Genomic DNA, 25,885 nt, shown 5'->3' on the forward strand with positions numbered 1-25,885 from the left:
AGGTGGCCTTTTGCTTTTCAAACCGATTATTCGCGAATTAGCGGGTAAGCGGCTTGTATTTGATGCGATGCGGGCGGTCTGCCTGATCACCATAGCGGCGCTTATAATCCGCTTCATATTCCTGATAGTTACCTTCAAACCATTCGACGTGCGAATTGCCTTCGTAGGCCAGGATGTGGGTCGCGATACGGTCAAGGAAGAAACGATCGTGCGAGATAACCACGGCACAACCAGCAAATTCCAGCAAACCTTCTTCAAGCGCACGGAGCGTATCAACGTCAAGATCGTTGGTCGGCTCATCGAGCAGCAGCACGTTCGAGCCAGATTTCAGCATCTTGGCAAGGTGAACACGGTTACGTTCACCACCTGAGAGCTGACCGACCTTTTTCTGCTGGTCGCTGCCTTTGAACGCAAACTGCGACACATAAGCACGCGAGCTCATCGGGCGTTTTGCCAAAAGGATCTCGTCAAGGCCGTCAGAGACTTCTTCCCAAACGGTTTTGTTCGGATCAAGCGAGTCACGTGACTGATCGACATAACCCATCTTAACGGTCTCGCCGATTTTCAGCGTGCCGGAGTCTGGGGTATCATTGCCGGTCAGCATCTGGAACAGGGTGGTTTTACCCGCGCCGTTCGGACCGATCACACCAACGATGCCACCTGGTGGCAGACGGAAGTGCAGGTCATCAAACAGAAGCTTATCCCCAAATGCCTTGGTCAGGCCTTCGGCGGTGATAACTTCGGTACCAAGACGTTCTGCAATCGGAATAACGATCTTGGTAGAATCCGGCACAGCTTTGGCTGCTTCGGCGACGAGATCGTCATAAGCACGGACACGGGCCTTGGATTTTGCCTGACGCCCTTTCGGGTTCTGACGAATCCAGTCAAGCTCGGTCGCCAGCTGTTTCTGACGGCTACCTTCCTGACGGGCTTCCTGCGCAAGGCGTTTTTCTTTCTGTTCCAGCCACGAAGAATAGTTTCCTTCGTAAGGGATGCCCTGACCACGGTCGAGCTCAAGAATCCAGCCAGTAACGTTATCAAGGAAGTAACGATCGTGGGTAACCAGAACGACAGTACCTTGGTAATCTTCCAAGTGACGCTCAAGCCATGCAACCGATTCCGCATCAAGGTGGTTGGTCGGCTCATCAAGCAGAAGAATGTCAGGCTTGTCCAAAAGGAGACGGCAAAGCGCAACGCGGCGGCGTTCACCACCCGAAAGCTTGGTCACGTCTGCGTCTTTCGGCGGGCAGCGCAATGCGTCCATGGCGATGTCGAGCGTCCGCTCAAGATCCCAACCATTGGCCGCATCGATGCGTTCTTGAAGTTCGCCCTGCTCTGCAAGGAGATCATTCATCTCGTCGTCGGTCATCGGCTCGGCAAATTTGGCGCTGATCTCGTTAAAGCGCGCCAGATCATCAACGATCTGGCCACAGCCTTCCATCACATTGCCAAGAACATCTTTCTCAGGATTAAGTTGCGGTTCCTGTTCAAGATAGCCAACACGCACACCTTCGGCAGGCCATGCTTCACCGGCGTAATCCTTTTCGATGCCGGCCATGATTTTCAGCAGCGTCGATTTACCCGCGCCGTTGTTACCAAGAACACCGATTTTAACGCCCGGCAAGAAGGACAGCGTAATGCCCTTGAAAAGTTCGCGACCGCCCGGAAGGATCTTGGTCAGGTCCTTCATGACGTAAATATACTGGTAGGATGCCATTAAATTCCCCATCCAAATGTCGTTGGGTCCGACCATCGGGGGTCGGAAAACTACAGCACGCGACGTTCGCGCACCTGAAATACTTTGCCCGTTTGTAACCGACCGGCACTCTACAAACAACTTCAAACCGTCACTGCGATCAACCAATCAATGTCCCACGACGAGCATAGGCAATACTAAGCCTTCTCACGCGCCGCGATGGCGCCCGAAAACCGGAACCAAAAGCGCGAAACCAACAAGGTTAAGACATTAAAAAGCTTCCAAAAACCTTCCGGTCACATCCGATTTTACCCATGAAAAACGGATCGTCGTCGCCATATGATCTTTCGGGGGCTTTTCTTTTAGTATTTTGTCAGGCAACAATAAATCCCAGCACTTCTTGCGCGACGGGGAAACAGTCGACCATGAGCATCGAACTTGAAGAAATTGCGGACTTCCTCAAACAGCATCATCCGTTTGATCTGTTACCGGATGACGTGATTGAAAGCCTGCCCAAACGCCTGACCGCCCGCTATTTCCGCGCCGGCACCAAGGTTTTGTCGCCAGAAGAGCAATGCTTGAACCTGTATATTATTCGTACCGGCGGCACCGAAACGCGTGACCCTGACGGCCAATTGCTGGGGCGCCTGTCTGAAGGCGAATGCTTTGGGGTTCGCGCAATGTTTCGCAATGGACGTGCGGCGAACAATATCACCACCCTTGAAGACAGCCTGTGCTACTTGCTTCCGGAAAAAGATTTCCACGATCTGGCTGGGAAATATCCGCAGTTTAATTACTTTTTCGCCCAGATGGGTGGGGATCGCCTGCGCAGCGGCATGCAGATGATCGAAAGCCGCGATGACGACCAACTCAAACTGATGAGTGTTAAGGTCGAAGAGCTGATCGCGCGCGATCTTGTCAGCATTGATGCAAATGCCACCATCCTTGATGCTGGTAGATTGATGTGCGCCGAACAGGTTTCCTGCCTGTTGGTGACCCAGAATGGTGACGAAATCGCAGGCATCATCACCGACCGTGATTTGCGCAATCGCGTAATCGCAGAGGCACGCAGTTATGATGCCCCGGTGACGTCAATCATGACAGCCAACCCGATTTCCATTCATCCAGACGATTATGCGTTCGATGCGCTTTTGACCATGACGCGCAACAACATTCGGCATCTGCCTGTGCTTAAAGACGGCAAGGCCGTCGGCATGATCACAACCAACAACTTGCTGGCACGTCAATCGCTGTCGGCGGTTTATATGGCAGGCAAAATCAGCAAGCTGAACGACCCTGGCGATATCGCAACCGTCATTGCACAGGTGCCCGAGCTTCTTAGCCACTTGATCGAAGCCGGGGCAACGTCACAAAATGCCGGTCATATCGTAACAACCCTCGCGGACGCGACAACCACGCGCCTTCTTCAGCTGGCTGAGGCAAAATTGGGCCCACCGCCTGTACCATATGTGTGGATGGCTGGCGGATCGCAGGGTCGTCAGGAACAAACAGCCATTTCCGTTCAGAATAACTGTTTGATGTTTGATGATGCCTATAGCCCGGATGCGCATGGCGCGTACTTTAAGGCACTGGCAGATTTCGTCTGCGATGGCTTAAACGAAATTGGCTATGTTTTTGGTTCTGGCGACATGACGGCCAAAAACGATCAATGGCGCCAATCAGCGGAAAACTGGTTGAACGATTTCAACAAATGGATCGAACAGCCCGACCCAACGTCATTGATGCAATGCTGTGTCTGGTTTGATCTTCGCCCGGTCCACGGAACCACACCGCTATTTGATGACCTCCAACGCATTATCGTATCCAGGGCCAAGGATAACCGGGTTTTCCAGGCCGTGCTGGTCAACAATGCCATGAGCCATCATGTCCCACTGGGCTTTTTCAAAAACTTTGTCATGATCCGCGGCGGCGAACATGACAGCAAACTTGACCTGAAAAACAATGGCGTACTGCCCATTGTCGATCTGGCGCGTATTCACGCCCTTGCCAATGGGGTCAACGAGGTCAACACGTTTGAGCGCCTGCGCGCTGTCAAAGCATTCCCATCGATCAGCAAACAAGGTGCGTCTGATCTTTTGGATGCATTTGAATTCATCAGCATCACACGGCTTAAACATCAAGTTCGCCAAATCCGCCAAGGCAATAGTCCTGATAACTTCCTGCAGCCTGAAAGCCTGTCTGCTTTTGAACGTACGCACCTTAAAGATGCGTTTTCGGTGGTCAAAAACCTTCAAAGTGCGCTTGAAGGCGCCTTTGGCAAAAGCGGGACCTGATCATTATGGGCCTGCGCGAAAAAATAGCCGACAGCCAGTTTTACCGCGACTTTGTTCAACGCCGGGCCACCGGTGCGCTTAGATCGTATTATGACGTCCCGGCGGCGGATCCTGCCCGCCCGATCATGGATACCGAGTTTATTGTCCTTGATCTGGAAACCACCGGCCTTGACCCAAAACGCGATGAAATCGTCAGTCTGGGCTGGGTAATCATTCGCCAACTGGGCGTCGATTTTTCCAGTTGCGAACATATTCTGGTCCGCCCAACCAAGCAGCTTAAGGAAAGCTCGGTGATTGTGCATCGGATTTTTGATAGCGACGTCGCAGATGCGCCCAACATCAAAGTCGCCTTGGAGCACCTTTTGCCGCAAATGGCCGGGCGGGTGTTGGTCGCCCATCATGCCCCCATCGAACTTGGGTTCCTTGGCCAAGCCTGTAAACAGGCGTTTGGTGCACGGTTACAAATACCGACCGTTGATACGCTTGTTTTGGGGTTACGGGCGCTGCATCGTCAGGGAAAGCCGTTTAAATCCGGTGCCCTGAAACTTGATAGCCTGCGTCGGTCTCACAACCTTCCGCCATTTCGGGCCCATAATGCCTTGTCAAATGCGATTGCCGCATCCGGTCTGTTTCTGGCACAGGTGTCGAAACGCGATCCGAAAGGCACGCTCGAGCTGCGCCGCGTCCTTCGATAGGTCGGTATCGGGACGCACCAACGAAACTGATCATCCGCTTCGTGGCAGTGGGCTATGAAACGGTGCGCTTTCGTTTTACGTTCTGCCATTAGCAAGCAGTCAACGCATTGTTTCCTGAATGCGTCCTTGGCAAAAAGCATCAAAAAGAATGCTCATTTCTTCCATCCGCACTATGATCTAGACACCGCTGATTTCGCGCAGCTATTTGTTTTATCGCACTTTTAAAAGGCTTTGGAATGCGCCGCCTGCTTGGAAAAGTCTTATCAGCTTTAATACTTCTTCTGATCGGTGTGGGAACGCTTCCGGCTTCCGCGTGGTCGAAAGACATTACTGTTTTCGCCGCGGCTAGTCTGACCAACGCCATTCAAACCGCGGCAAACCGATACAAAGAAGAAACCGGCGCGCATATTCGTCTTTCGCTTGCCAGTTCTTCCACGCTTGCGCGCCAAATTGCTGCCGGTGCGCCAGCCGATATCTATATTTCCGCCAACCAAAAATGGATGGACTGGCTCAGTGATCAAGACCTGATCATGGCCAACAGCCGCCATGATATTCTGGCCAACAACCTTGTTCTAATAGCGCCAACAAACAGCACAGTTGCGCCCCTGACGGATATCACCAAAGACACCAGTCTCCTTGGCCTGATTGATGCTGATGATCGCATTGCGCTCGGCGATCCTGACCATGTCCCGGCGGGCATATACGCCAAGCAGGCCTTGACCACACTGGGCCAGTGGGAAAATCTCGCCCCAAGGCTAGCGCGGGCCGATAACGTACGCGCAGCACTAAGCCTTGTTGAACGGGGCGAGGCACCGCTTGGCATTGTATATCGCACCGATGCGATGATTTCTGACGGGGTTAAAATCATCGGCACGTTCCCCGAAAACACCTACACGCCCATCACCTATCCGATTGCCATGATGAAACCACAGGCCGACAACGGGGCGCTAAAATTCCTTGTTTGGCTTTTGGGGGATGACGCGGCCGCAATTTTTGCAGACTATGGATTTAACGCCGTCGCAAATAAGGCAACCATCATCCCGGATACCGCGGCACAATGATCAGTTTGACGCCCGCCGAAATAGACGCCCTTTTACTTAGCCTGCGCATATCTGGCGTTGCGGTTGCCTGTGCGCTGCCCATTGCGGTTTTAACGGCCACCGCCTTGGCGCTTGGTCGATTTCCCGGGCGGTTTATTTTGGATGCCATTGTGCATCTTCCCCTGATTTTGCCCCCTGTTGTGATGGGCTATTTGCTATTGATCGGATTTGGTACGCGTGCCCCGCTTGGCGCGTGGCTTTATGAAACCTTTGATATCCGCTTTGTCTTTAGCTGGACCGGTGCCGCACTGGCATCGGCTATTGTCAGCTTCCCATTTCAAGTCCGCGCCATCAGACTGAGTTTGGAAAATATCAACCACGGCCTGTATCAAGCCGCCGAAAGCTTGGGCGCGGGTCCCATTGATCGTTTCTTTTCTTTGACCTTACCGTTGGCTTGGCCGGGCATTATCGCCGGTGCCATTACCGCCTTTGCCGCAAGTCTGGGCGAATTTGGTGCGATCATTACCTTTGTGTCCAACGTCCCGGGTGAAACGCGCACATTGCCGCTGGCGATCTATACCGCCATTCAAACCCCGGGCGGCGAATTGGCGGCTGCGCGATTGGCCGCCCTCTCCATCGGATTGGCCTTTGCTGGTCTAATGCTGTCCGAACTTGCCATGCGCCGCATCCGTAAAAGGGCCGCGTCATGAGCATCACCATCAACGTTTCACACAACATCGGAAAATTCAGTCTTGATGCAGATTTCAGTATCGCTGGACCGGGTATTACCGCCCTGTTCGGGCCGTCTGGCAGCGGCAAGACAACGATCATTAACATCATTGCAGGCCTAACGCGGCCACAGCGCGGTCACGTGCAACTCAATGAACATGTATTGTTTGATCATGCGCGCAGCATCAATGTTCCGGTCCGCAAACGCCGGGTGGGATACGTGTTTCAGGATGCCCGTTTGTTTCCGCATTTGTCGGTGCGTGACAACCTCTATTACGGCGCAAAGCGTAACCCGGTAAAACTATCCGCCCCCGATCAGCAAGAAATTATCGACATGCTCGGTATCAGGGAACTTCTTGATCGGCTGCCAAGCAACCTTTCGGGCGGGGAAAAGCAACGGATCGCCCTTGGCCGGGCACTTTTGGCCAATCCGGATGTATTGTTGCTTGACGAACCGCTTTCGGCCCTTGATCAGGCGCGAAAGGAAGAAATTCTTCCGTATTTTGAAAACCTGCGTGATCAACGAAAACTGCCCATTTTATATGTCAGTCACGCGATTGACGAAGTGGCCCGCTTGGCCGATCAGATGGTGGTGATTGAAAACGGTCAAACCTTGGCCAGTGGATCGGTGTTTGACATGTTGGGTCGAACCGATTTGGCTCCACTGGCCGGACAATTTGATACCGGAACCGTTCTTCCCGCCCGGATCGCCAGCCGCGATCCAAAGGCACAGGTCAGTTTCCTTGAAACTGCCGGGCAGCGCATTGTCGTGCCCTATCTGGGCCAGCCAGTAAATACACAGGTCCGCATCCATATCCGCGCCCGCGATGTTTTAATTTCGCGCACACCACCAGAAGGGCTCAGTGCCAACAACATCATTCCCGTGACCATCATTCGAATGACGGAAAGCACAGAAAATACTGTTGATGTCAGTTTGGCCTTTGGGCATGACACAGACGCCCTTCACGCAGGCACGGCACCTGATCGTCCGATCCTTCATGCTCGCATCACAAGCTGGTCTTCGGGCCGCTTAAACCTGGGCCTGCACCAAAAGGTATTTGCCGTGATTAAATCCGTCACGGTCAATGGTAACTTGCGTGATCACTAAGCTGCCTTCAAATCGCCGCCGTACAGGTGCCTGACTTAGATCACCGGTGTTACCAACTCACCGCGCTGATCCCACGCATCAAGGTTATCGACAACCAGCTGCGCCATGGCATTACGGGTTTCAACCGTGCCGCTTGCTCCGTGGGGGTACAACACCACATTCTCAAATTCGGCAAAGGCAGGGTCCATATTCGGTTCGTTGTAAAACACGTCCAAACCAGCACCGGCGATGACCTTGTCGCGCAGCGCGTTGATCAAGGCCGGCTCATCCATCACCGACCCACGGGCGATGTTTACAACATACCCATCCGGGCCCAAGGCGGATAAAACGTCTGCGTTGACAATGCCCTTGGTCGCTTCCCCACCCGGGCAGGCGGCAATCAAAATATCCGACCATTGCGCAAGTGCGACCAAATCATCGAAATAGTGATAATCGACTTGTTTTTTGCTGCGACCGAAATAGCCGACCTCAACCCCGCTTGGTTCGGCCCTTGACGCAATTGCCTGTCCAATCCGGCCCAGCCCAAGGATGCCAAGCTTTTTGCCCCGCACGGACCGGGTCAATGGCATAGCGCCATTTGCCGCCCACTGACCACTGCGGGCCCAATCATCGCCAACCACCAAACGGCGCAAGGTGGCATGCATCAACATGATGGCCGTATCGGCAACATCATCGGTCAATACATCGGGGGTGTTGGATAAACGGATGCCGCGTGTACGACACGCGTCGAGGTCAAATACGTCATAGCCAACCCCAAAACTTGTAATCACTTCAAGGTTCGGAAGCTTATCGAGCAACCCGTCAGGCACCCCAACCCCAGCCGAGGTTACAAGCGCTGTAATCTTTGACCCAACCTGATCCAAAAACGCCTGTTTATCATCGACCTCATCCCACCGATGCAGATCATATTTTTCGGCCAGCATCGCGGTGTAGGTCGGACGAAAGTCCATAAGGGTCAGAACAGATCGTGACATGAAAGGTTACTCCGTTGGGGCAAGACCGTCAGGCTAGACAACGTTATGTTGTAAAACAAGGCCTTAAACGTAATTCCACGAAGTACTACTCATCTATATCTTAAAGACTGCCGAAATAGCCTGGCTGATAGTCAATCGGCAGGAAATCGTCATGAAGCTTGCGGAAGGTCGCGTCAGGATCAAGATTTTCAAACAGGTCCGGATGGAACCATTTGGCCAGTTGCTGAATCGCCACAAACTGATACGGGCTGTTGTAAAATTGGTGCCAAACCGCGTGAAACGCTTGCGTCTTTTGCGCAGCAATACCGATATAGGCCGGGCGAGTTGGATAGTATTGCAGTTTTTCTTTCACCAAATCCATATCTGCGCCGGGGCCAACCGGCACCCATTTTCCACCGGGCACATAGGCATCCCACTGGGCACTGGTGACAATGATATGGTCCGGGCTTGAAACAATGACCTGTTCCGCATTGATTTGCCCAAAGGTCCCCGGAATGAGTTTTTTGGCAACGTTAATGCCCCCGGCCATTTCAACCATGGCACCGAAGTTTCCCGCGCCAAACGAATGACAGCAATCCTCATAAAAGCCGCCAGCACGATCAATAAACACCTTTGGCCTGACGCCTGAAAACTGGGAAAGTTTGTCGCTTACCTTGGCTATTTCCTTTGATCGAAAGGCAATAAAATCCTCGGCGCGATCTTCCTGATGAAACAACTTGCCAAATAACCGAATGGATGGCTCGGTATTGTGTTCCGGGTCATTGCGGAAATCGACATAGATCACCGGAATATCAAGCGCCCCCAATTTTTCGACGTAATTGGCTTCTTCGACCGCCTTTTTGATACCGATATTCAAAAACACCACGTCAGGTTTTTGCGCGATGGTTTTTTCAATATCAATCAAGCTTTGTTCAAGCCCGTCAAAAACCGGGATATCCGCAAATTCCGGAAATTTTGCAAGATATGCCTGATAGGTTGCCGGATCGGCTTCGATCAAATCCTTGCGCCAACCGACAATGCGTTTGGCCGGGTTTTCGCGGTCCAGTGCCGCGACGATATAAAGCTGCCGACCTTCACCCAGAACGGCACGCTGCACAGGTACATTCACCGCGACCTCGCGACCTGAGATGTCCGTAACGGTTATCGTTTCTGCCTGCAAAATGGTGCCCGACATCAGCAACACACCCATCGCAAAGACAGCCTTTAGAGCCGTTTTAAAGGTCACTTTTATTCTCCTAATTGATGAGTTGGTCGCGCAACATCGTCCGCCCTGTAGCGCGCAAAAGCGGCCAGCACCAAGGCGCAGAGATAGACAGACGCAACAAGGAAATAGACATTTGAAAGCCCGGCCGACTGACTAAACCAGCCGCCCAGCGCAATGCCCGCAATTGATGAAAACTGCGCAGTGCTTTGCGTTAGACCAAGCACATGCCCCTGCTTCTGATCATTGACGCTGCGCGATACCAACGATGTCAGGATTGGTGTTGTCGCCCCAAGCAATGCCCCCCAAACAAAATACATCGCCGTAAAGACAAAGATGGAACGGGTCGCACCAGCCACGAGGGTAACGACAACGCAGCCAGCGATGACGGCACATACCCCCAGCAAGACATCGCGCGCGGCACGTCCTTCGAAATAACGTGCCCAAAGGGACGCTGACGAAATAAAGCCGAGTGCAAGAACCCCGTAACAAAGCCCAACCATCCAGTTTTCCGCGCCCAAGATGGTTAAGACATACATCGAAAATGGCGCCTGTGTGATCAACCGCGCCAGCAACAACGCACCAAGAACGGCAAGGATTAAAATCACCTGTGGGGAGCGGAAAATATCCTTGGCTTTCGCCTTCTTTGCGCTGCGCGCACGCTTGGAACCTCTTTCCCCACGGGGCGTGGGCGAGACGGACGGCAAAAGCATCCAAACAGCTGCAAAACTGCCGCTGCATAGGATGGCAGCGGAAAAATTGATCCAAAAGAACGTCGCATGATCAAGAATGACCCCGCCAACAAGCGCACCGATCAAAGATCCAAAATTCGTTGATACTTGCAAAAAGGCAAAGAGCTTGGCACGTCTGGCCGGATTTTCGATGCAAACCCCATACGCTTGGGCCGGGGCGATATATCCGGCACACGCACCTTGCAGAAATCGTAAAACCAGCACCAGCCAAACGTCACCCGCAAACGCCAACGCAAACTGGGTTATCCCAAGACCCAATAGCGCGCGCATCATCATTGCCTTATGCCCGAACCGATCCCCCATGCGCCCCCAGAAAGTACTGGTTAGCATGATGCCCAACATCGGCCCGACATAGACCGCAATGCTGGCAAATGTGAAAAGGTCGTCAGACGGCGTTAAAACGCGCAAATGAACGGGCCAAAATGGCCCGCTCATTTCCATTGCACCCATTGATATGAGTTGAATGGCAAACAGAAGGTTGATCTGCCTGCGTGGATTGGTCACGTCAGAAATCCGCGGTCACAGAAACAAACGCCGTCCGCGGTGCCCCCAGCGATATAAACCGCCACTGGTTCACACCCGACCAGTATTTTTCATCCGTAACGTTCTGAACCGTCGCGCGAAGGGTAATCGGGGTGTTATCGATACTCGTTTTGTAGCGCAGCCCCAGATCAAGCGTTGTCCAATCGGGTATATCCTGCGTATTGGCAGCATCGACAAATTGCTGCGAGGTATGTGTCAGCGTACTGCTTAAGGTTAGGCCCTTGGCAAACGGTGTATCCCATTCACCGGTCAGATTGATCTGCATGTCTGGGGTTCCAACCGGACGCTTTCCCTTTTTCGTGGGATCAGCGGACTTGTTGATCTCGGAATCAAGGAACATAACGCCGCCCAACAGTCGAACACTTGGTGTCACTTCGCCGAACACATTGATCTCAAGGCCCCGGTTACGTTGTTCGTTATCTGCACTAAAGACATTTGTATCGGGATCAGTGTCGCCGCTCTGCTGGGTAATCTGGAAGACAGAAAGCGATCCCCCAATCGACCCAAAGTCCAGTTTGACACCGGTTTCAAGTTGTTTAGCAACGTATGGCGAGGTCGCTTCGCCGGAATTTGCCGCCGACGCTGGGGCGATTTCCCCCGGGCTCAGCCCCTCAATATAGTTGGCATAAAGCGATACGTTCTCGTTTGGCTTAACAACGACCCCCGCCATGGGTGTGATAACGCTGTCGTCATAACTGCTGCTGATCGCACCATTTCTAAAACTATCAACCGCGATGCTTTGATGACGTGCACCGAGGGTCACCAACACCTGATCATCCCAAAATGCCATGGTGTCTGACAGGGCAAAGCCGGTCAGTTCGGTTTCGGACGTCTTGGGTTTTGTTGCCGGCGCACTCACAGAAACGGGTGCAATATCACCCGCCGCATAGATATTGGATGACGGTATGACAGTCGCACTGGAAATCCCCTGTCGCAGAACATCTTCGTAGCGCGTGGCTTCAAAAGTCGCCTTATGCTTTATCTCTGCTGTTTCGAATTCGCCACGAACACCGCCGCTGACCGACCAACGATCTGTTTGGAAACGACGATAGGACAGACCTACGTCATTATAATCGCCAGCACTGTTTGTAATTGTCGGCGTGCCGAAAAGACGGTCAACTTCGGTTCGACCGCCGCCAAAACTGCCAAAAACGGTTACAGTGTCAAACGCATCATATTCAGCCTGGACCAAACCCGAACGATCAACGGCATCAGACCATTCCCATGTCTGGATTAAATTCGTTGAACCATCCGGGGCGCCCGGCATCGTAATGCCCGAGGCAACTCGCACCTCACGCGCCGGTGCATCAAGGTTTTCTCGCTGATCAATCAAATCGATAGATGCTCTAAGCCGCTCCCCTTTATAATCAAGGGCAAGCGCACCCAGCGATGTCTCCTTGGTCTGACGATCCAAATAGGTGTCGCCATTATGGTACCCGCCATTAAAGCGGACGCCGAATTGGTCTTCGTCTCCAAATCGACGACTGATATCAACGTTACCGCCAACCTGTTCGCCGCGCCCGTAATCTGCACTAACACGATTAAGGTCTTCGTCGCCCGCACGCTTGGGCACGATATTAATCGCCCCGCCGACGGCACCGGTTGGCGACATCCCATTTAGCAACGCATTTGGCCCTTTGACTACTTCAATACGTTCAGCCATTCCCGACAGAACCCGGTATGTCGGGGCCACACCGTATGAGCCGTTGAACGATACTTCACCGGTATTGAACAGGTTCACGCCGAACCCACGGATCTGATAGGTATCAATATTCGCCGTTTCAGCATTCGGGGCACGTACCGACGGATCATTTTGCAAAACATCCGCAATGGTTTCGGCCTGCTGATCGGCAATTTTCTGGCTGGTGTAGCTCGTGATGCTTACGGGGGCATCCATGATATCGGTATTGCCCAACATGCCAAGACGGCCACCTGTTGCGACCTGCCCGCCTGCGTAAACTGACGGAAGATCAGATTGCACAACGGACGTTTCAATTAAAACGGGGTCTGTTACCGCATTTTCGCTTTGGCTGCCTTGTGCTGATGGGTCAATCAGGATGAGGGAATTTTCCCCGGTCACGCGATAGGTCAATCCAGTCCCACGCAGCAACATATCAACGGCGGCCGGAACCGTCATACGGCCCTGAATGATCCGCGAACCTTCAATCGCGGGCAACTCGATTGCGTACGCAATCCGCCATCCAGTCACCCCACCAATTTCCGAAACCCCATCGGCAATTGAACGCGCTGAAATATCAAATACATATGTGGATTGGGTAATTTCCGTTTGGGCCGCCGCAGCCGCATTCACGCCCAGCGCCCCAGGCAGAACCATCGTGGTCGAAACCAGAAATGCCGAAATAAGTGAATTCTTTTTTGGATTTATCTTTGTGGGTTTCAATTTCCCGCTCCGTATATGTCTGATTTTTCAGACAGGTTCCCCTGCTTCTAGAAGAACAAACGTGCGGGAAATAAGAGTCCTCACATCGCAAAGTCATTTTTTGCGAATTTTTCTCAGTCTCAATAAATAACAGTCAGCCACGGTAAGGTATGAACAACTGTTCCGTCGACAGCCGCCGCCACTGTTTCAACGGATCCTGAAACATCCGTTGTTGGGAAACTTCCCGATATCGTTCGGTTGGCAACATCCCCCAAAACCACAACCCGGCTTTCAGAAAAGTTATTAAGTCGGGTGATCAGGTCATCAACCCGAACATTGCGCACACTCAAACGCCCCTGCATCCAGCTCAGTACAGGCGTTACATCACCTATATCGGTTGCTTCCAACTTTCTGGTGCTGTTGCCAATCGCGACCTGCTGCCCCGGCCCCAGAAGAACACCATCATTCATCTGTGCTGGCGATGAAACCCGAACAGCACCTTCTTGCACGGCAACGATGGTACTTCCCGAAAGGTAATCAACGTTAAACCGCGTTCCAACCACGCGGATATTGGCATCTTTGGTATGAACATCGAATGGATCGCCATGGCGATGGGCAACATCGAAAAATGCCTGTCCGCGCAAAAGTTTGACCACGCGATGACCAGATGCAAAATCGGTCGCCAGCGCACTATTCGCCGCCAGACGCACAACTGAACCATCCGGTAAATTTACATCCGTGACTGTGGCGTTATCGGAAACGATATCAGCACGGGCGTTAACAACAATATCTGGGTTGATCACAAAAACGCCCAAGGCAATTGTCGCTGCACAAGCCAGTGCCGCAACTGTTCTTTTTGGGGTAAAGATTGCTAGGAACTTTAGCAGCCCGATCTTCGCCTGCGCTTTCGATGCCCGACGCGCCGGCGCTTCAACCTGCGCCCAGAGCACCCGCATCTGATCAAATGCCAACCGATTGCCCCGATCTGAATTCAACCACTTATCAAATGCAATTTCGTCAGCAACCGACATAGATCCACCCGCGCGCTTGGCATGCCATAGCGCGGCTTGATCTTTTTGCTGTTCCGTTGGACCGTTATGATCTTGCATCGATTTCTGACTGGCTCGCTTGAATAGGGCGTTCGAAGAACGTTTGCTCTGACCGCTCAGTTACTCTCTATAATCAATAACGAATGATGGGGAAACATCCTCAGCGGCGATACGAACTTTAATCAGCTTGGGTCTCGATAATCGGCAAGACGTTCCTGACAATGGCGCATTGTACGTGCAAGCTGTTTTTCCACGGCACTAACCGAAATACCGTACTTTTTCGCAAGCTTGGCGTTCGAAATGCCCTCCACACGATGCAGGATAAACATTTCCCGTGCCTTTGGCGTCAGTTCCTGCAAGGCGCGATCAAGGGCGGATAAAGTTTGTCGGGCCTGCGCATGATCTTGTGGCGACATCGTTTCACACGGCCAAAGTTGTTCGGGCAAAAGACCGTCCATGACCCGGCTGCGCCCCGCATTACTGCGATAGTGATCCACCACCGCATTGCGGACAGACGCATAAAGCATCTTGGTATTGGCATCATCTGGCCCGCGGTCGCCCGCCTGCATCAGTCGGGCGTAAACATCTTGCACTAGCTCAGCAGCGATTTCGCGATCACGTATGCGTCGGAACACCATCGACAAAAGTTGCCTTCGATGATCTTCGAACAGTTTGGCCAGTGTTTGCTGCCAGAACTTCATACGTGATTTAAACCGATATTTATGAGGCGCTTTGCGCTGTCGCGACGCGGCGAAACCGCAAAGACACTTGTTGCATGGCTGTATCGCGCAGCAAGCTAGCAACAATGATAATCATTTTCAATTGCAAATTAAGATTAGAACAAAGACGGCGCACCCACGGCTTAATCGGCGTGAAACATTTTCACGAATAGTGTGCCGCAGCACTTATGTCCGCCACAGCAGAATGCGCAGACTATCGTTAGTCTGCGCCTGCGCCTGCGCCAAGACGCCGGGATATGTCCGCACATAGCGCAACCAACCGTTCGCGGCACTCCTCAACCGACACAATAGACGTTCCCGAAAGACGTTGAATGAACGGGATTGTCAGTGCCGCGACCACCTTGCCGGAAAAATCAAAAATCGGGGCCGACAGGTTCCAAACACCGGCGATGGTCAATGACGTCGCCTCGCAATAGCCCGCGTCATGAACTGCGGGCAAATCGGCGATAAATTCCTGATAGGTTTCATCCGATACATCACCAGCCCCCTTCAGCATCGCATCACGGGCATCGGGATCCATCCACGCCGCAAGCACACGACCAGATGCCGTGTCATAGATATTGATCTGCGCGCCAAGGCGCACCGCGGTGATGTTGTTGTCCTGGCAGTCGACCTGCGCAATCACAAGAACCTTGCCCGAATGAATGATCGCAAGATGCATTGACTGGTTTACCTCGTCGGCAAGACGTTGCATTGCCTCGCCAGCGATTGATGTCAGTCGGCGAATTGGTGGATGACGATGGGCCACTTCAAACATCTTCGTAGTCAGATGATAGCGTTCGTCTTCTTCACGAAGTTCCACATAACCGCGCTGACACAACACCATCAGCATCCGGAAGATTTCTGACGTATTGCGATTAAGCTGCTTGGCGATGGCAATCTGTGACAATCCATCTGCCTCTGAGGCAAGAAGCTCAAGAATATCAAGTCCCTTGGACAATGCCGGGGCACGGTACTTTTCCTGATCCGTTTGGTCTTCTGCCTTGCCGCTCATATGTCCTCGCAGGGGGATAAATACCAGTCAATTTAAGGTCGCCGAGTATAGGCGGGCACATACCATTGTGGCAACCAACCGCGCGCGAACTCGAGCCGCAAAATCAATATATCAAATATAAAACAGACTTTCATTTATAAATTTTCATCGGTAGACTGGCCTTGGGAGGAAACCTATCCGTGGCCAAACAAAAACACCTCAAAGGCATGACCTGGTCCGATCCACGCGGCTATGATCCGCTGGTTGCGGCAAGCGTGGCGTTTAGTACTGACCATCCAGACGTCGACATTACGTGGGATAAACGATCGCTTCAGGAATTTGAAAGCACCCCGGTCGAAGACCTTGCTCGCCGCTATGACCTGATCATCATTGATCACCCGCATGTGGGTGCAATAGTTGAAAAGAACTGCTTGCTTCCACTGGATCAGTTTGCGGCCCAAGATGCCCTTACGCGACTATCTGCCGAAACCATTGGCAAAAGCTATCAAAGCTATTTCTATCAGGGGCATCAATGGGCATTGCCGGTCGATGCGGCGTGTCAGGTACAAGCCATCCGCCCTGATCTTTTGCCCGCCCCGGTCACACAATTTGAATATGTTCTGGGCGAAGCAAAGTATGGACGTGTTGTGTGGCCATTACGCGCCCCACATATCCTGATGTCGTTTTTCACCCTTATGGCCAATTGTGGTGCGCCCTTCCCGATCACGGCCCAAACACCCATAAATCAAAAGGCCGCGTTTGAGGTCATTGGTGCCATGAAGGCCCTGTATGATCTGATTGATCCGACTTGCCTGGAAATGGATCCGATTGCCGCCCTTGATACGCTGTCGGAAGGCAACTGTTTCTCGTTATGTCCATTTGTCTATCTCTACGCGCCTTATGGGCGGGCTGAATATCGCAAACACCGTGTTGCCTTTCATGACATGCCATCATTTGGTGCCTCTGGCCCATTGGGCTCGGCACTTGGCGGTACGGGACTGGCTGTTTCAGCCCACACCAGCTATCCCGACTTATGCGCGGAATTTGCCCTGTGGGTGGCATCGGCCGATATACAGCGTGGTCTGTACGCCAAACATAACGGCCAACCCGGAAACGCCGTCGCCTGGGGCGATCCATCCGTAAATCAGCCGGTTGGAAATGCGTACAACAATACCCGCATGACCCACGAAGCTGCTTGGCTGCGTCCGCGTCACGCTGGGTACATGGGCTTTCAGGAACAGGGGTCAGAAATCCTTCTCGATACCATTAGGCGAAAAACACATGTGGATACAGCCATCTCCACCCTTCAAAAATGTTTTGACGAAAGCTTCTCCCAATGACCGATTTATTGCCGCTTGATGGACTTAAGGTCCTCGATTTCTCGCAGTTTCTGGCGGGTCCGTATTGCGCCTTAAAATTGGCGGACCTTGGCGCAGACGTGGTGAAGGTTGAGCGCGCCGGACTGGGGGATTTATCCCGCTACCTGTATCTGACAGACACCAAAATCGCTGGCGAAAGCACGATTTTTCACGCGATCAACCGCAACAAACGATCTGTTGCTGTCGATCTGAAATCTGACGAAGACAAAGAAAAACTGCGCAAACTGGTCGCCGAGGCCGACGTCATTTTGCAAAACTTTCGCCCCGGAGTAATGGAACGGCTTGGTTTCGGATATGACGCCGTCAAAAAGATCAACCCAACCGTGGTTTATGGAACAGTCACAGGCTATGGGTCGGATGGGCCGTGGGTCGATCTGCCGGGGCAGGATTTGCTCGCACAGGCACGATCAGGGGTGATGTGGCTATCCGGTGGGCAGGATCATGGTCCTGTGGCGATGGGTCTTCCCGTTGCCGATGTGCTTGCCGGATCGGCGCTGGCCCATGGGGTATTGGCCCTTCTGTATCGCCGGGCGACCAAAAACATTGGCGGATTTGTTGAAACATCCCTGATCGAAGTTCTGGCGGATTTGCAGTTTGAATTGCTGACCACGTGGTTTAACGACGGCAACCGCACGCCGAAAAGATCAAAAAACAATCCAGCCCACGCATATCTTGCGGCACCCTATGGCGTTTATGAAACATCAGATGGGTATATTGCCATTGCCATGGGTAAACTGCCCCTATTGGCAGAAATTACCGGTCTTTCTGCCGACATTTCCGAACTGGACGCGTTTACCAAGCGCGACGACATCAAAGCCGGCCTTGCCGCCAAATTAAAAATCCGCACCAGCGATGACTGGATGGAACAGTTTGTCAAAAATGACATCTGGGCCGCCCCGGTCATGGATTGGGATGGTGTCGTCAAAAGTGGCGTTTTGCAAACCCTTGATATGATCCAAGATATCCATCGCGGCGATGTGGACATGAAAACCACAAAGCTACCCATGCGCATTGATGGTATCCGCCCGTCTTCGACCCGCGCGGCCCCAGAACTGGGGGATGCCAATAGTTTGCTTGATACCGGTTGGTGAAACCTATTTAGACACCACCCAAAAATCAAAAAGCGCGACACCAATTGGGCCGCGCTTTTTTCGTTTCTGTATGCTCAATCGCGTTGGATTAGTCGTCTTTCACGCAGACCTGACGCTGGGTACCGAGTTTGTCGATGCCAAGTTCAACAACGTCGCCTTCCTTAAGATAACGCGGCGGATTGAAACCAAGACCAACACCCGGGGGCGTACCCGTCGAAATGATGTCGCCCGGATGCAGGGTAAAGAACTGCGACAGATAGGAAATCAGATGCGGCACACGATAAACCATTGTTGCAGTCGATCCGTCCTGAACGCGTTCACCGTTCACATCAAGCCACATGCCGAGTTTGTCAAAATCACCAACTTCATCAGGTGTCACCAACCACGGGCCGGTCGGGCCGAAATTGTCTGATGATTTGCCTTTGGACCACTGGCCCGCACGTTCGATCTGATACGCACGTTCGGACACGTCATTAATCAGGCAGAAACCGGCAACGTGATCCATGGCGTTTTCTTCGGAAACGTATTTAGCCGTTTTGCCAATGACAAAACCAAGCTCAACTTCCCAATCGGTTTTTTCCGAACCGCGCGGAATAATGATCGGATCATTCGGACCACAAATCGCCGATGTATATTTGGCAAAAATAACCGGCTCTGGCGGAACTTCCATACCCGATTCAGCAGCGTGGTCGGCATAGTTCAGACCAATACAAATGAACTTCCCGGTTTGACCAACGCATGCGCCAAGACGCGGATCACCATCCACAAGCGGCAGGGTTTCCGGATCAATGGATTTCAAGCTATCAAGGCGGGTCAGGATATCCCCGGCAATATCATCAACGTGCCCTGACAAATCGCGCAATTTACCATTGGCATCAACAAGGGCCGGCTTTTCTGAACCGCGTTCGCCATAACGTGCAAATTTCATGTGACTTTTATTCCTTTGTTAAAATTACGATCAAGCGGTCCAACCGCCATCAACAACATGAACAACCCCGGTGGTAAAGCCACTCTCGTCCGATGCGAGATAGGCAACCAAAGCTGCAATTTCATCAGGTTTGCCGATCCGGCCCATTGGCTGGCGTTCGGCAAAGGCTTTAAGGGCACCTTCATAATCCCCGGTCGCACGCAGGCGGTCATGAAGGCTTGGGCTATCAACGGTGCCTGGCGCAATGGCATTGCACCGGATGCCCTGTTTGACATGATCATTTGCAATCGCCCGCGTCATACCGGCAACGGCCGCCTTTGACGCGGAATAAACCAAACGGTTTACCGGGCCTGTGACCGGCCCTGCGACGGATGACATGTTAATAATCGAACCGTGCCCCTTTTCTAGCATCCCCGGAAGAACCGCGCGGATCATCCGAAACTGTGATTTTGCATTAAGTTCAAATGCGAAGTCCCATTCTTCTTCTGTTGCTTCAAGGATCGTTCCATTGTGAACGATGCCTGCACAGTTAAACAACACATCAACCGTGCCGATTTCATTAACCAAGGCCGTGATTGCCGATTTGTCGGTAACATCAAGCTTCTTGGCCTCAATACCGTCAATCGCATCAAGCTCAGCCAATGCGGCTTCATTAACGTCAGTCGCGATGACCCGCCCGCCTTCTTTGGCAAGTCGTTCGGCCGATGCACGTCCGATGCCTTGCCCTGCTGCTGTGACCAAACACAGTTTTCCTTCAAGTCGCTTCATAGTTCCTCCTTAAACAGCTGGCAGGCACGACGGCCCAATGGGTTCAAATGTTTTGTAGGTCAGAATGAATTCCCGATGGCCAAGCGCCTCGGACTTGGTTTCGGCCCCCTTGGCAACAGAAACCACCAAATCGCGAATTTCCTGTCCGACTTCATCAATCGTGCGTCGGCCTTCGATGATGTCGCCAGCATTAACGTCCATATCGCCCGAAAGCGCGCGGTACGTATCGGGATTGGCGCAAATTTTAATGACGGGCGATATCGCCGATCCGACAACAGATCCGCGCCCAGTGACAAACAAGGTCAGATGCGCGCCACTGGCGATCATTTCGACAATCTCAGCATTGTCGGAAATGTTGGGGAAGCCAAACCGCACTTCGCCATCGGGCACCACATCCATCAGATAAAGCCCCCCTTTTGGCGGTACATCACCCGGTTTGATCAGCCCGGAAATACGGCTATCACCTGATTTGACATAGGCGCCCAGGCTTTTTTCCTCGATCGTGGAAAGCCCGCCTGCCGCATTGCCAGCGGCAAATGATCCATAGCCAAGCGTATCGTAATAGCGTTCCGCCTTTTGCACCGCGGCGCGCAGTTCTTCGCCCAGTTCCGGGGTGACCGCACGTTCGGCCATGATGTCTTCGCAACTGATCATTTCGCCAGTTTCTTCAAATATACAGGCAGCCCCCTCGCCGATCAGAAGATCAAAGGCCCTACCGGCGGCCGGGTTTCCCGAAATGCCCGACGTGCCGTCGGACCCACCGCAGATCGTGCCAATGACGAGCTCATGAACACCCATCGGGACACGATCAACCTTGGCAACTTGATCAAGCGCGTTTTGAACCCAATCCCGGCCAGATTGTACCGTACTTGCCGTACCGCCCGATTTTTGGATCACCAAGGTTTCGACCGGACGACCGGAATTTTTGACAGCGGTCGATACCCGTACCTTGTCGAAACTTTCACACCCAAGCGACACAAAAAGCACCGCCCCGACATTTGGGTGCGTGCAGAGTTGTTCCATCACGCGTGCGGCGTATTCATTGGGAAAACAGCCGGGAAAACCAATCAGTTGAACGTCTTCACCATCAAAACCGGCGACAATTTTTGACGCGACGAAATGCGCACATTCCACAAGATAAGCCACAACAACCGAGTTACGGATACCTTTGCGCCCATCAGAACGGAGGTAACCTGTGATTTCTTCTGTCATTTCGTTTCCCCCTGGTTAAGCCCGTTTGCGTCATCAAGCGCGTAAGTCGCCGTATAGGCCGACCGGATATTGTGAATATGAACATGTGCACCCGCTGGAATGTCTTGGGTCGCGATCCCGATTGGCATGCCGTATTTCAAAATGCGTTCCCCCGCCGCGATATCGCGATAGGCGATCTTATGGGCAAGTGGGATTGGCTGCGTCAGGACAAAGGGACCACCTTCAAGCACCACCTTGGCACCTTCGGGTGCGGTGCTTCGCGCGACAAGGACATTGTCATTTGGATGCAAATGAAGAAAAGGTGCACTCATGGTTTCATCTCCACCATATAGATATGATCGGCAACCAGAGCGACTTCATCCTTCTGGTTTGTGACGGTCAAACGTTCTGTCACCCGGCCAAAGCCCGGACGCTTTTCCATCACTTCCTTTGCCGTAATTTCGACATCCGATTTGATCGTATCGCCAATAAAAACCGGCTTAATGAATCGTAGGCGGTCATAGCCGTATGAAAAGGCCACCGGATTAATGACGGTGGCGGTCAAGCCAACCCCAATGGTGAACACCATCGTGCCATGGGCAATCCGCTGCCCAAATGGCAGGGTTTTGCAAAATTCCGCGTCCAGATGATGCGGAAAAAAATCGCCCGAATGTCCGGCGTGAACGACAAAATCGGTTTCAGTAATCGTACGCCCCACCGTCTGGCGATGTTCACCGATCTCGTAGTCCTCGTAATATTTGGTTTGCTCAAACATCCGCTGCCTCCTTGATCGGGTGCATCGGCTTGGCGGAGCTTTGATAGGCGGCCTCAACCAACGCCATGGTGTGCCACGCGTCCTCAGCCGCCCCCTCAAGGTCGGCATCAAGACCGGCAGCAAATCTTTGCACTTGGGCAAAACGACCGCGGAATGCGGCGATAAACCAGTTCCCGACAAGCGGCACCTGTCGCCATTCCCCATCGGTGTTGAGCCAAAGTTCATCCGGCTCGCCTTTGGGGTAATCCAAATTCACCCCAAGTTTCAGATAAGCAGCCCCCTTGGTCCCGCAAATACGAAACTCGCAAGCCTGGAATTTGCGGCCAAATGCGTGGTTATGATTGATCGATAAATTGCACCGAACGTCGTCGCCGTAATCAAGCATTATGGCACTGCGGGTATTCGACACCGTTGACGTGGGATGCCCGACCGTGCGCGCATGAACGCCTTTGGGATTGCCAAAAAGATCGCGAACGAAATCAAGGTAGTGGATCGAATGCAAAAGAATTTCGACCCGTGGCAGCTTCAACAAAAATTCCCAAAGATGCCACGGCGTATCCAATGCAAGCCACGCATCAAAATCAACAAGATCACCCAAAATCCCCTGTGAAACGGCATCTTTAAGCGCAAGCGACATCGGCGCAAAACGAAGCTGGAAATTCACTGCGGCCTTAAGCCCCTTGCGCCGGATCACCGAGATAATCCGGTCTGCCTCGGCCAAGTCGGAACCAAGCGGCTTTTGAATGATCGCAATCGCACCATCAGGCAAAGCTTCAAGCAACTGGGCAATGGCCGTTGGCGGCACCGCAAGATCGTAAATCGTCCCGTCTTGGCCGGTTGCGTCTTCAAGCGTCTCAAACGCCTGCGTGCCCCAAGCGGTTGCAACCTTTTGCGCCTTGGCAAGATCGGGGTCATAAATCCCCGCCACCGGCACCCCCAAATCACGATAAGCCGGAAGGTGCGCGTCCGTCACGATGGACCCCGCACCGAAAATCACAACTGGGGTTGGCGTTTCTGGCATCTCAATGGTTTGGCGCAACTCAGTCATGGTGGAACACCTCGTTCATCTCAGCCCACCATTCGCCGTCACCGCGAGTTTCAAGCGGTCGCTGAAGCGGTTCACATACCGACCACCATCGTTGGGTTTCGGGGTCGGCAGCCATTTTCGCCATATCTGCCGCAAAATCATCGCCGACATATTCGAAATAGGCAAAAAGCAGGTTTTCCGGCTGTTTGAGGAAAATCGAATAATTGCGGATGTTGCAGTCCGATATCTTGGCCAAAACACCCGGCCATGCATCTGCGTGCAGGGTTTTGTATTGTGCAATCGCATCTTCGCCGATGCCAATCACTTGTCCATGCCTGACCATTATGTGTCCTCCCTTATCTCAAACGAACTTCCCGAAACAGTCAGCGCTTTGAGTTTTTCGTGATCCCAATCAATGCCAAGTCCGGGGGTATCCGGCGCGATTGCGGTCCCCGCCTTACACGCCATCGGGGCTGCGATGTCTTCAAGTTGCGGGATATATTCAAGCCACGGTGCATTGGGCACGGCACACACCAAACTGACATGCAACTCCATCAGGAAATGCGGGCAGATTGCGATGTTATGCGCCTCCGCCAGATGGGCGACTTTTAGCCACGGCGTAATCCCGCCAACCCGCGCCACATCTGCCTGAACAATGGTGCACGCATCTGCTGCGATATAATCGGCAAACTGTCCCGGGCTATACAGGCTTTCACCCACGGCCACAGGAACGCGCGAATGCGCCTGCAACCGCCGATGGCCTGCGATATCGTCCGATGGCAACGGTTCTTCGAACCACGCAATGTTTAGGCGTTCAAGCATCGGGACGCGCCTTTGTGCCTCGGCGGCGGTCATGGACTGATTGGCATCGGTCATGATTTCATAGTCATCGCCAAGGGCAGATCTCACCGCCTCAAGCCGTGCAACATCCCCGGAAACAGACGGCGTTCCGATTTTAACTTTTGACCCTAAAAACCCTTTGGCCTTGGCGTTTTGCGCGTCCTCGACCAACGCTTTTGGGGGTAAATGCAGCCACCCGCCTTCGGTGGTGTACATGGGAACGGTTTTCTTTGCCCCACCCGCCAACACATGAAGCGGAAGTCCCGTCTTTTGCCCGCGCATATCCCAAAGGGCGGTATCGATTGCCGCAAGCGCAAGCGACATAATCGGCCCCACGGCCGTGGCATGCGAACAAAACAAAAGATCGCGCCAGATTGCCTCAATCCGATCCGCGTCCTGCCCCATCAACCGTGGCAGCAACGTTTCGCGCAACAGCATCAAAATGGACGGGCCCCCATCGCCGATGGTGTAGCTATAGCCCATGCCGCCCGCGCCATCCGCATCGTGTAAAACAACAAAGATTGTTTCTTGCGACTTAAACGACTGGATCGCGTCGGTACGGACAACCTTGGGCGCAAGATCGACCATAAACGCATTTGCACTGGTAATTCGTGCCATTTGCGGCCTCACTTTTTCTGGGTATCGCCAGTCTCGGCATCAAACAGATGGCATTTATCGAGCATGATCTGGAACGTCATGCGCTCGCCACGGTGTACCGGACGGGGATTAAGCATCTTGGCCTGAACTTCTGTCCCGGCCAAAACCGCAAACAACAGGGTTTCCGTGCCAAGTGGCTCTGTCAGGTCCACCGTCATTTCAACCTCGGCCATGTGCTCGCCACGTGGCAAAGCATGCCCCACCGGCATGATGTTATCGGCGCGCACCCCGAATGTAATCGCCTGCCCTTCATCGGTGAAATAGCCCGGCGGCACGGGCAAACGGGTGCCATCGGCAAATTCGATCTGACCGTCTTTGACGACACCATCAAGCAAGTTCATCGGCGGTGACCCGATAAAGGTCGCAACAAAGGTGTTGATCGGATTTTCAAACACCTCAAGCGGCGTTCCGACTTGCTCTATATGGCCATCGCGCATGATGACAATCCGATCAGCAAGGGTCATGGCCTCGATCTGATCATGGGTGACATAAATGATGGTCGAGCCAAGCTTTTGATGCAGCTTTTTGATTTCAACCCGCATCTGGGTACGCAATTTCGCATCAAGGTTCGATAGCGGTTCATCGAACAAAAATACTTCCGGATCGCGCACAATCGCACGGCCCATGGCAACGCGTTGGCGTTGCCCACCCGAAAGGGCGCCGGGCTTACGATCCAAAAGGGGTGTCAGCGACAAAATATCGGCAGCTTCATTCACGGCCTTGTCGATGTCAGCCTGTGAATGTTTGGCAATATGAAGCGAAAACCCAAGGTTTTCGCGCACCGTCATATGCGGATAAAGCGCATAGTTCTGAAACACCATAGAGATGTTGCGATCACGTGGCGGCAAATCGTTGACCACGCGCCCGCCGATTTGCACGTCGCCGCCCGAAATTGCTTCGAGGCCTGCGACCATACGCAGCGTTGTCGATTTCCCGCACCCTGACGGGCCAACCAGCACGACAAACTCACCATCGGCGATATCCAGATTGATCGCATGGACGACCTCAAGCGGGCCGTATTTCTTGACCACATTGCGAAGGTGGACCTGAGCCAT

24 protein-coding genes are annotated in these 25,885 nt (G+C 53.0%); 7 read left to right on the forward strand and 17 right to left on the reverse strand.

Annotation, left to right across the window (positions count from 1 at the left end; translation table 11 throughout):
- Window positions 1-37: 37 nt before the first annotated feature.
- The gene (gene ettA, locus HCZ99_RS14755; RefSeq protein WP_167447766.1) at window positions 38-1,717 is read right to left on the reverse strand and encodes an energy-dependent translational throttle protein EttA; all 1,680 of its coding nucleotides are present in this window, start codon (window positions 1,715-1,717) and stop codon (window positions 38-40) included.
- A gap of 404 nt (window positions 1,718-2,121) precedes the next feature.
- Between ettA and HCZ99_RS14760 the strand changes: the two genes are divergently transcribed.
- The 5 genes from HCZ99_RS14760 to modC all read left to right on the forward strand — a co-directional run bounded on the left by HCZ99_RS14760 (window position 2,122) and on the right by modC (window position 7,562).
- On the forward strand, window positions 2,122-3,990 hold the full coding sequence (locus HCZ99_RS14760) for a putative nucleotidyltransferase substrate binding domain-containing protein (RefSeq protein ID WP_167447767.1): 1,869 nt from the start codon (window positions 2,122-2,124) through the stop codon (window positions 3,988-3,990).
- Between the two features lie 5 nt (window positions 3,991-3,995).
- On the forward strand, window positions 3,996-4,685 hold the full coding sequence (locus HCZ99_RS14765) for an exonuclease domain-containing protein (RefSeq protein ID WP_167447768.1): 690 nt from the start codon (window positions 3,996-3,998) through the stop codon (window positions 4,683-4,685).
- A 236-nt stretch (window positions 4,686-4,921) separates the two neighbouring features.
- Complete coding sequence (modA, locus tag HCZ99_RS14770) at window positions 4,922-5,746, forward strand: molybdate ABC transporter substrate-binding protein (protein WP_167447769.1); 825 nt, start codon at window positions 4,922-4,924, stop codon at window positions 5,744-5,746.
- The gene (gene modB, locus HCZ99_RS14775; protein ID WP_175581518.1) at window positions 5,743-6,435 is read left to right on the forward strand and encodes a molybdate ABC transporter permease subunit; all 693 of its coding nucleotides are present in this window, start codon (window positions 5,743-5,745) and stop codon (window positions 6,433-6,435) included. The genes modA and modB overlap by 4 nt, the downstream gene beginning before the upstream one ends.
- Window positions 6,432-7,562, forward strand: coding sequence for a molybdenum ABC transporter ATP-binding protein (gene modC, locus HCZ99_RS14780; RefSeq protein ID WP_167447770.1), 1,131 nt, complete (start codon window positions 6,432-6,434; stop codon window positions 7,560-7,562). Before modB ends, modC begins: the two co-directional genes overlap by 4 nt.
- 35 nt (window positions 7,563-7,597) lie before the next feature.
- On the opposite strand, the gene HCZ99_RS14785 is transcribed toward modC, so the two are convergent.
- From HCZ99_RS14785 to HCZ99_RS14815, 7 genes are all read right to left on the reverse strand, one after another.
- Window positions 7,598-8,536 carry a 2-hydroxyacid dehydrogenase gene (locus HCZ99_RS14785; protein WP_167447771.1) on the reverse strand — a complete coding sequence of 313 codons (939 nt, stop codon included), beginning with the start codon at window positions 8,534-8,536 and terminating at the stop codon, window positions 7,598-7,600.
- 100 nt (window positions 8,537-8,636) lie between these two features.
- A complete protein-coding gene (locus HCZ99_RS14790; RefSeq protein WP_368484268.1) occupies window positions 8,637-9,761 on the reverse strand; it encodes an ABC transporter substrate-binding protein in 1,125 nt (374 codons plus the stop codon).
- 2 nt (window positions 9,762-9,763) lie between these two features.
- Window positions 9,764-10,924, reverse strand: coding sequence for an MFS transporter (locus HCZ99_RS14795; RefSeq protein ID WP_254869632.1), 1,161 nt, complete (start codon window positions 10,922-10,924; stop codon window positions 9,764-9,766).
- Between the two features lie 70 nt (window positions 10,925-10,994).
- Window positions 10,995-13,433, reverse strand: coding sequence for a TonB-dependent receptor (locus HCZ99_RS14800; protein ID WP_254869633.1), 2,439 nt, complete (start codon window positions 13,431-13,433; stop codon window positions 10,995-10,997).
- Window positions 13,434-13,552: 119 nt separating this feature from the next.
- Window positions 13,553-14,521, reverse strand: coding sequence for a FecR family protein (locus HCZ99_RS14805; protein WP_167447772.1), 969 nt, complete (start codon window positions 14,519-14,521; stop codon window positions 13,553-13,555).
- Window positions 14,522-14,643: 122 nt separating this feature from the next.
- Window positions 14,644-15,162 carry an RNA polymerase sigma factor gene (locus tag HCZ99_RS14810; RefSeq protein WP_167447773.1) on the reverse strand — a complete coding sequence of 173 codons (519 nt, stop codon included), beginning with the start codon at window positions 15,160-15,162 and terminating at the stop codon, window positions 14,644-14,646.
- Between the two features lie 238 nt (window positions 15,163-15,400).
- Entirely contained in the window at window positions 15,401-16,195 is a 795-nt protein-coding gene (locus tag HCZ99_RS14815; RefSeq protein ID WP_167447774.1) for an IclR family transcriptional regulator, read from the reverse strand.
- Between the two features lie 179 nt (window positions 16,196-16,374).
- Here HCZ99_RS14815 and HCZ99_RS14820 point away from each other — a divergent pair, with 179 nt between their 5' ends.
- Entirely contained in the window at window positions 16,375-17,514 is a 1,140-nt protein-coding gene (locus HCZ99_RS14820; RefSeq protein WP_167447775.1) for an ABC transporter substrate-binding protein, read from the forward strand.
- Entirely contained in the window at window positions 17,511-18,644 is a 1,134-nt protein-coding gene (locus HCZ99_RS14825) for a CaiB/BaiF CoA transferase family protein (protein ID WP_167447776.1), read from the forward strand. Before HCZ99_RS14820 ends, HCZ99_RS14825 begins: the two co-directional genes overlap by 4 nt.
- 88 nt (window positions 18,645-18,732) lie before the next feature.
- Here HCZ99_RS14825 and HCZ99_RS14830 read toward each other — a convergent pair whose 3' ends face one another.
- From HCZ99_RS14830 to HCZ99_RS14870, 9 genes are read right to left on the reverse strand one after another with little or no spacing between them, the layout of a single operon-like run.
- Window positions 18,733-19,572 carry a fumarylacetoacetate hydrolase family protein gene (locus HCZ99_RS14830; protein WP_167447777.1) on the reverse strand — a complete coding sequence of 280 codons (840 nt, stop codon included), beginning with the start codon at window positions 19,570-19,572 and terminating at the stop codon, window positions 18,733-18,735.
- Window positions 19,573-19,602: 30 nt separating this feature from the next.
- The gene (locus HCZ99_RS14835; protein ID WP_167447778.1) at window positions 19,603-20,340 is read right to left on the reverse strand and encodes an SDR family oxidoreductase; all 738 of its coding nucleotides are present in this window, start codon (window positions 20,338-20,340) and stop codon (window positions 19,603-19,605) included.
- A gap of 9 nt (window positions 20,341-20,349) precedes the next feature.
- Window positions 20,350-21,552: a UxaA family hydrolase gene (locus tag HCZ99_RS14840; protein ID WP_167447779.1), complete on the reverse strand. Its 1,203-nt coding sequence runs from the start codon at window positions 21,550-21,552 to the stop codon at window positions 20,350-20,352.
- Window positions 21,549-21,863, reverse strand: coding sequence for a UxaA family hydrolase (locus HCZ99_RS14845; protein ID WP_167447780.1), 315 nt, complete (start codon window positions 21,861-21,863; stop codon window positions 21,549-21,551). Before HCZ99_RS14845 ends, HCZ99_RS14840 begins: the two co-directional genes overlap by 4 nt.
- A complete protein-coding gene (locus HCZ99_RS14850) occupies window positions 21,860-22,306 on the reverse strand; it encodes a MaoC family dehydratase (protein ID WP_167447781.1) in 447 nt (148 codons plus the stop codon). The genes HCZ99_RS14845 and HCZ99_RS14850 overlap by 4 nt, the downstream gene beginning before the upstream one ends.
- Entirely contained in the window at window positions 22,299-23,354 is a 1,056-nt protein-coding gene (locus tag HCZ99_RS14855) for a Gfo/Idh/MocA family protein (protein ID WP_167447782.1), read from the reverse strand. Before HCZ99_RS14855 ends, HCZ99_RS14850 begins: the two co-directional genes overlap by 8 nt.
- Window positions 23,347-23,676, reverse strand: a complete 330-nt coding sequence (locus HCZ99_RS14860; RefSeq protein WP_167447783.1) for an L-rhamnose mutarotase — start codon at window positions 23,674-23,676, stop codon at window positions 23,347-23,349. The genes HCZ99_RS14855 and HCZ99_RS14860 overlap by 8 nt, the downstream gene beginning before the upstream one ends.
- Window positions 23,676-24,791 carry a mandelate racemase/muconate lactonizing enzyme family protein gene (locus HCZ99_RS14865; RefSeq protein ID WP_167447784.1) on the reverse strand — a complete coding sequence of 372 codons (1,116 nt, stop codon included), beginning with the start codon at window positions 24,789-24,791 and terminating at the stop codon, window positions 23,676-23,678. Before HCZ99_RS14865 ends, HCZ99_RS14860 begins: the two co-directional genes overlap by 1 nt.
- Window positions 24,792-24,799: 8 nt before the next feature.
- A complete protein-coding gene (locus tag HCZ99_RS14870) occupies window positions 24,800-25,885 on the reverse strand; it encodes an ABC transporter ATP-binding protein (protein ID WP_167447785.1) in 1,086 nt (361 codons plus the stop codon).

The organism is Thalassospira lucentensis (assembly GCF_011806425.1).
Classification (GTDB): Bacteria; Pseudomonadota; Alphaproteobacteria; order Rhodospirillales; family Thalassospiraceae; genus Thalassospira; species Thalassospira lucentensis_B.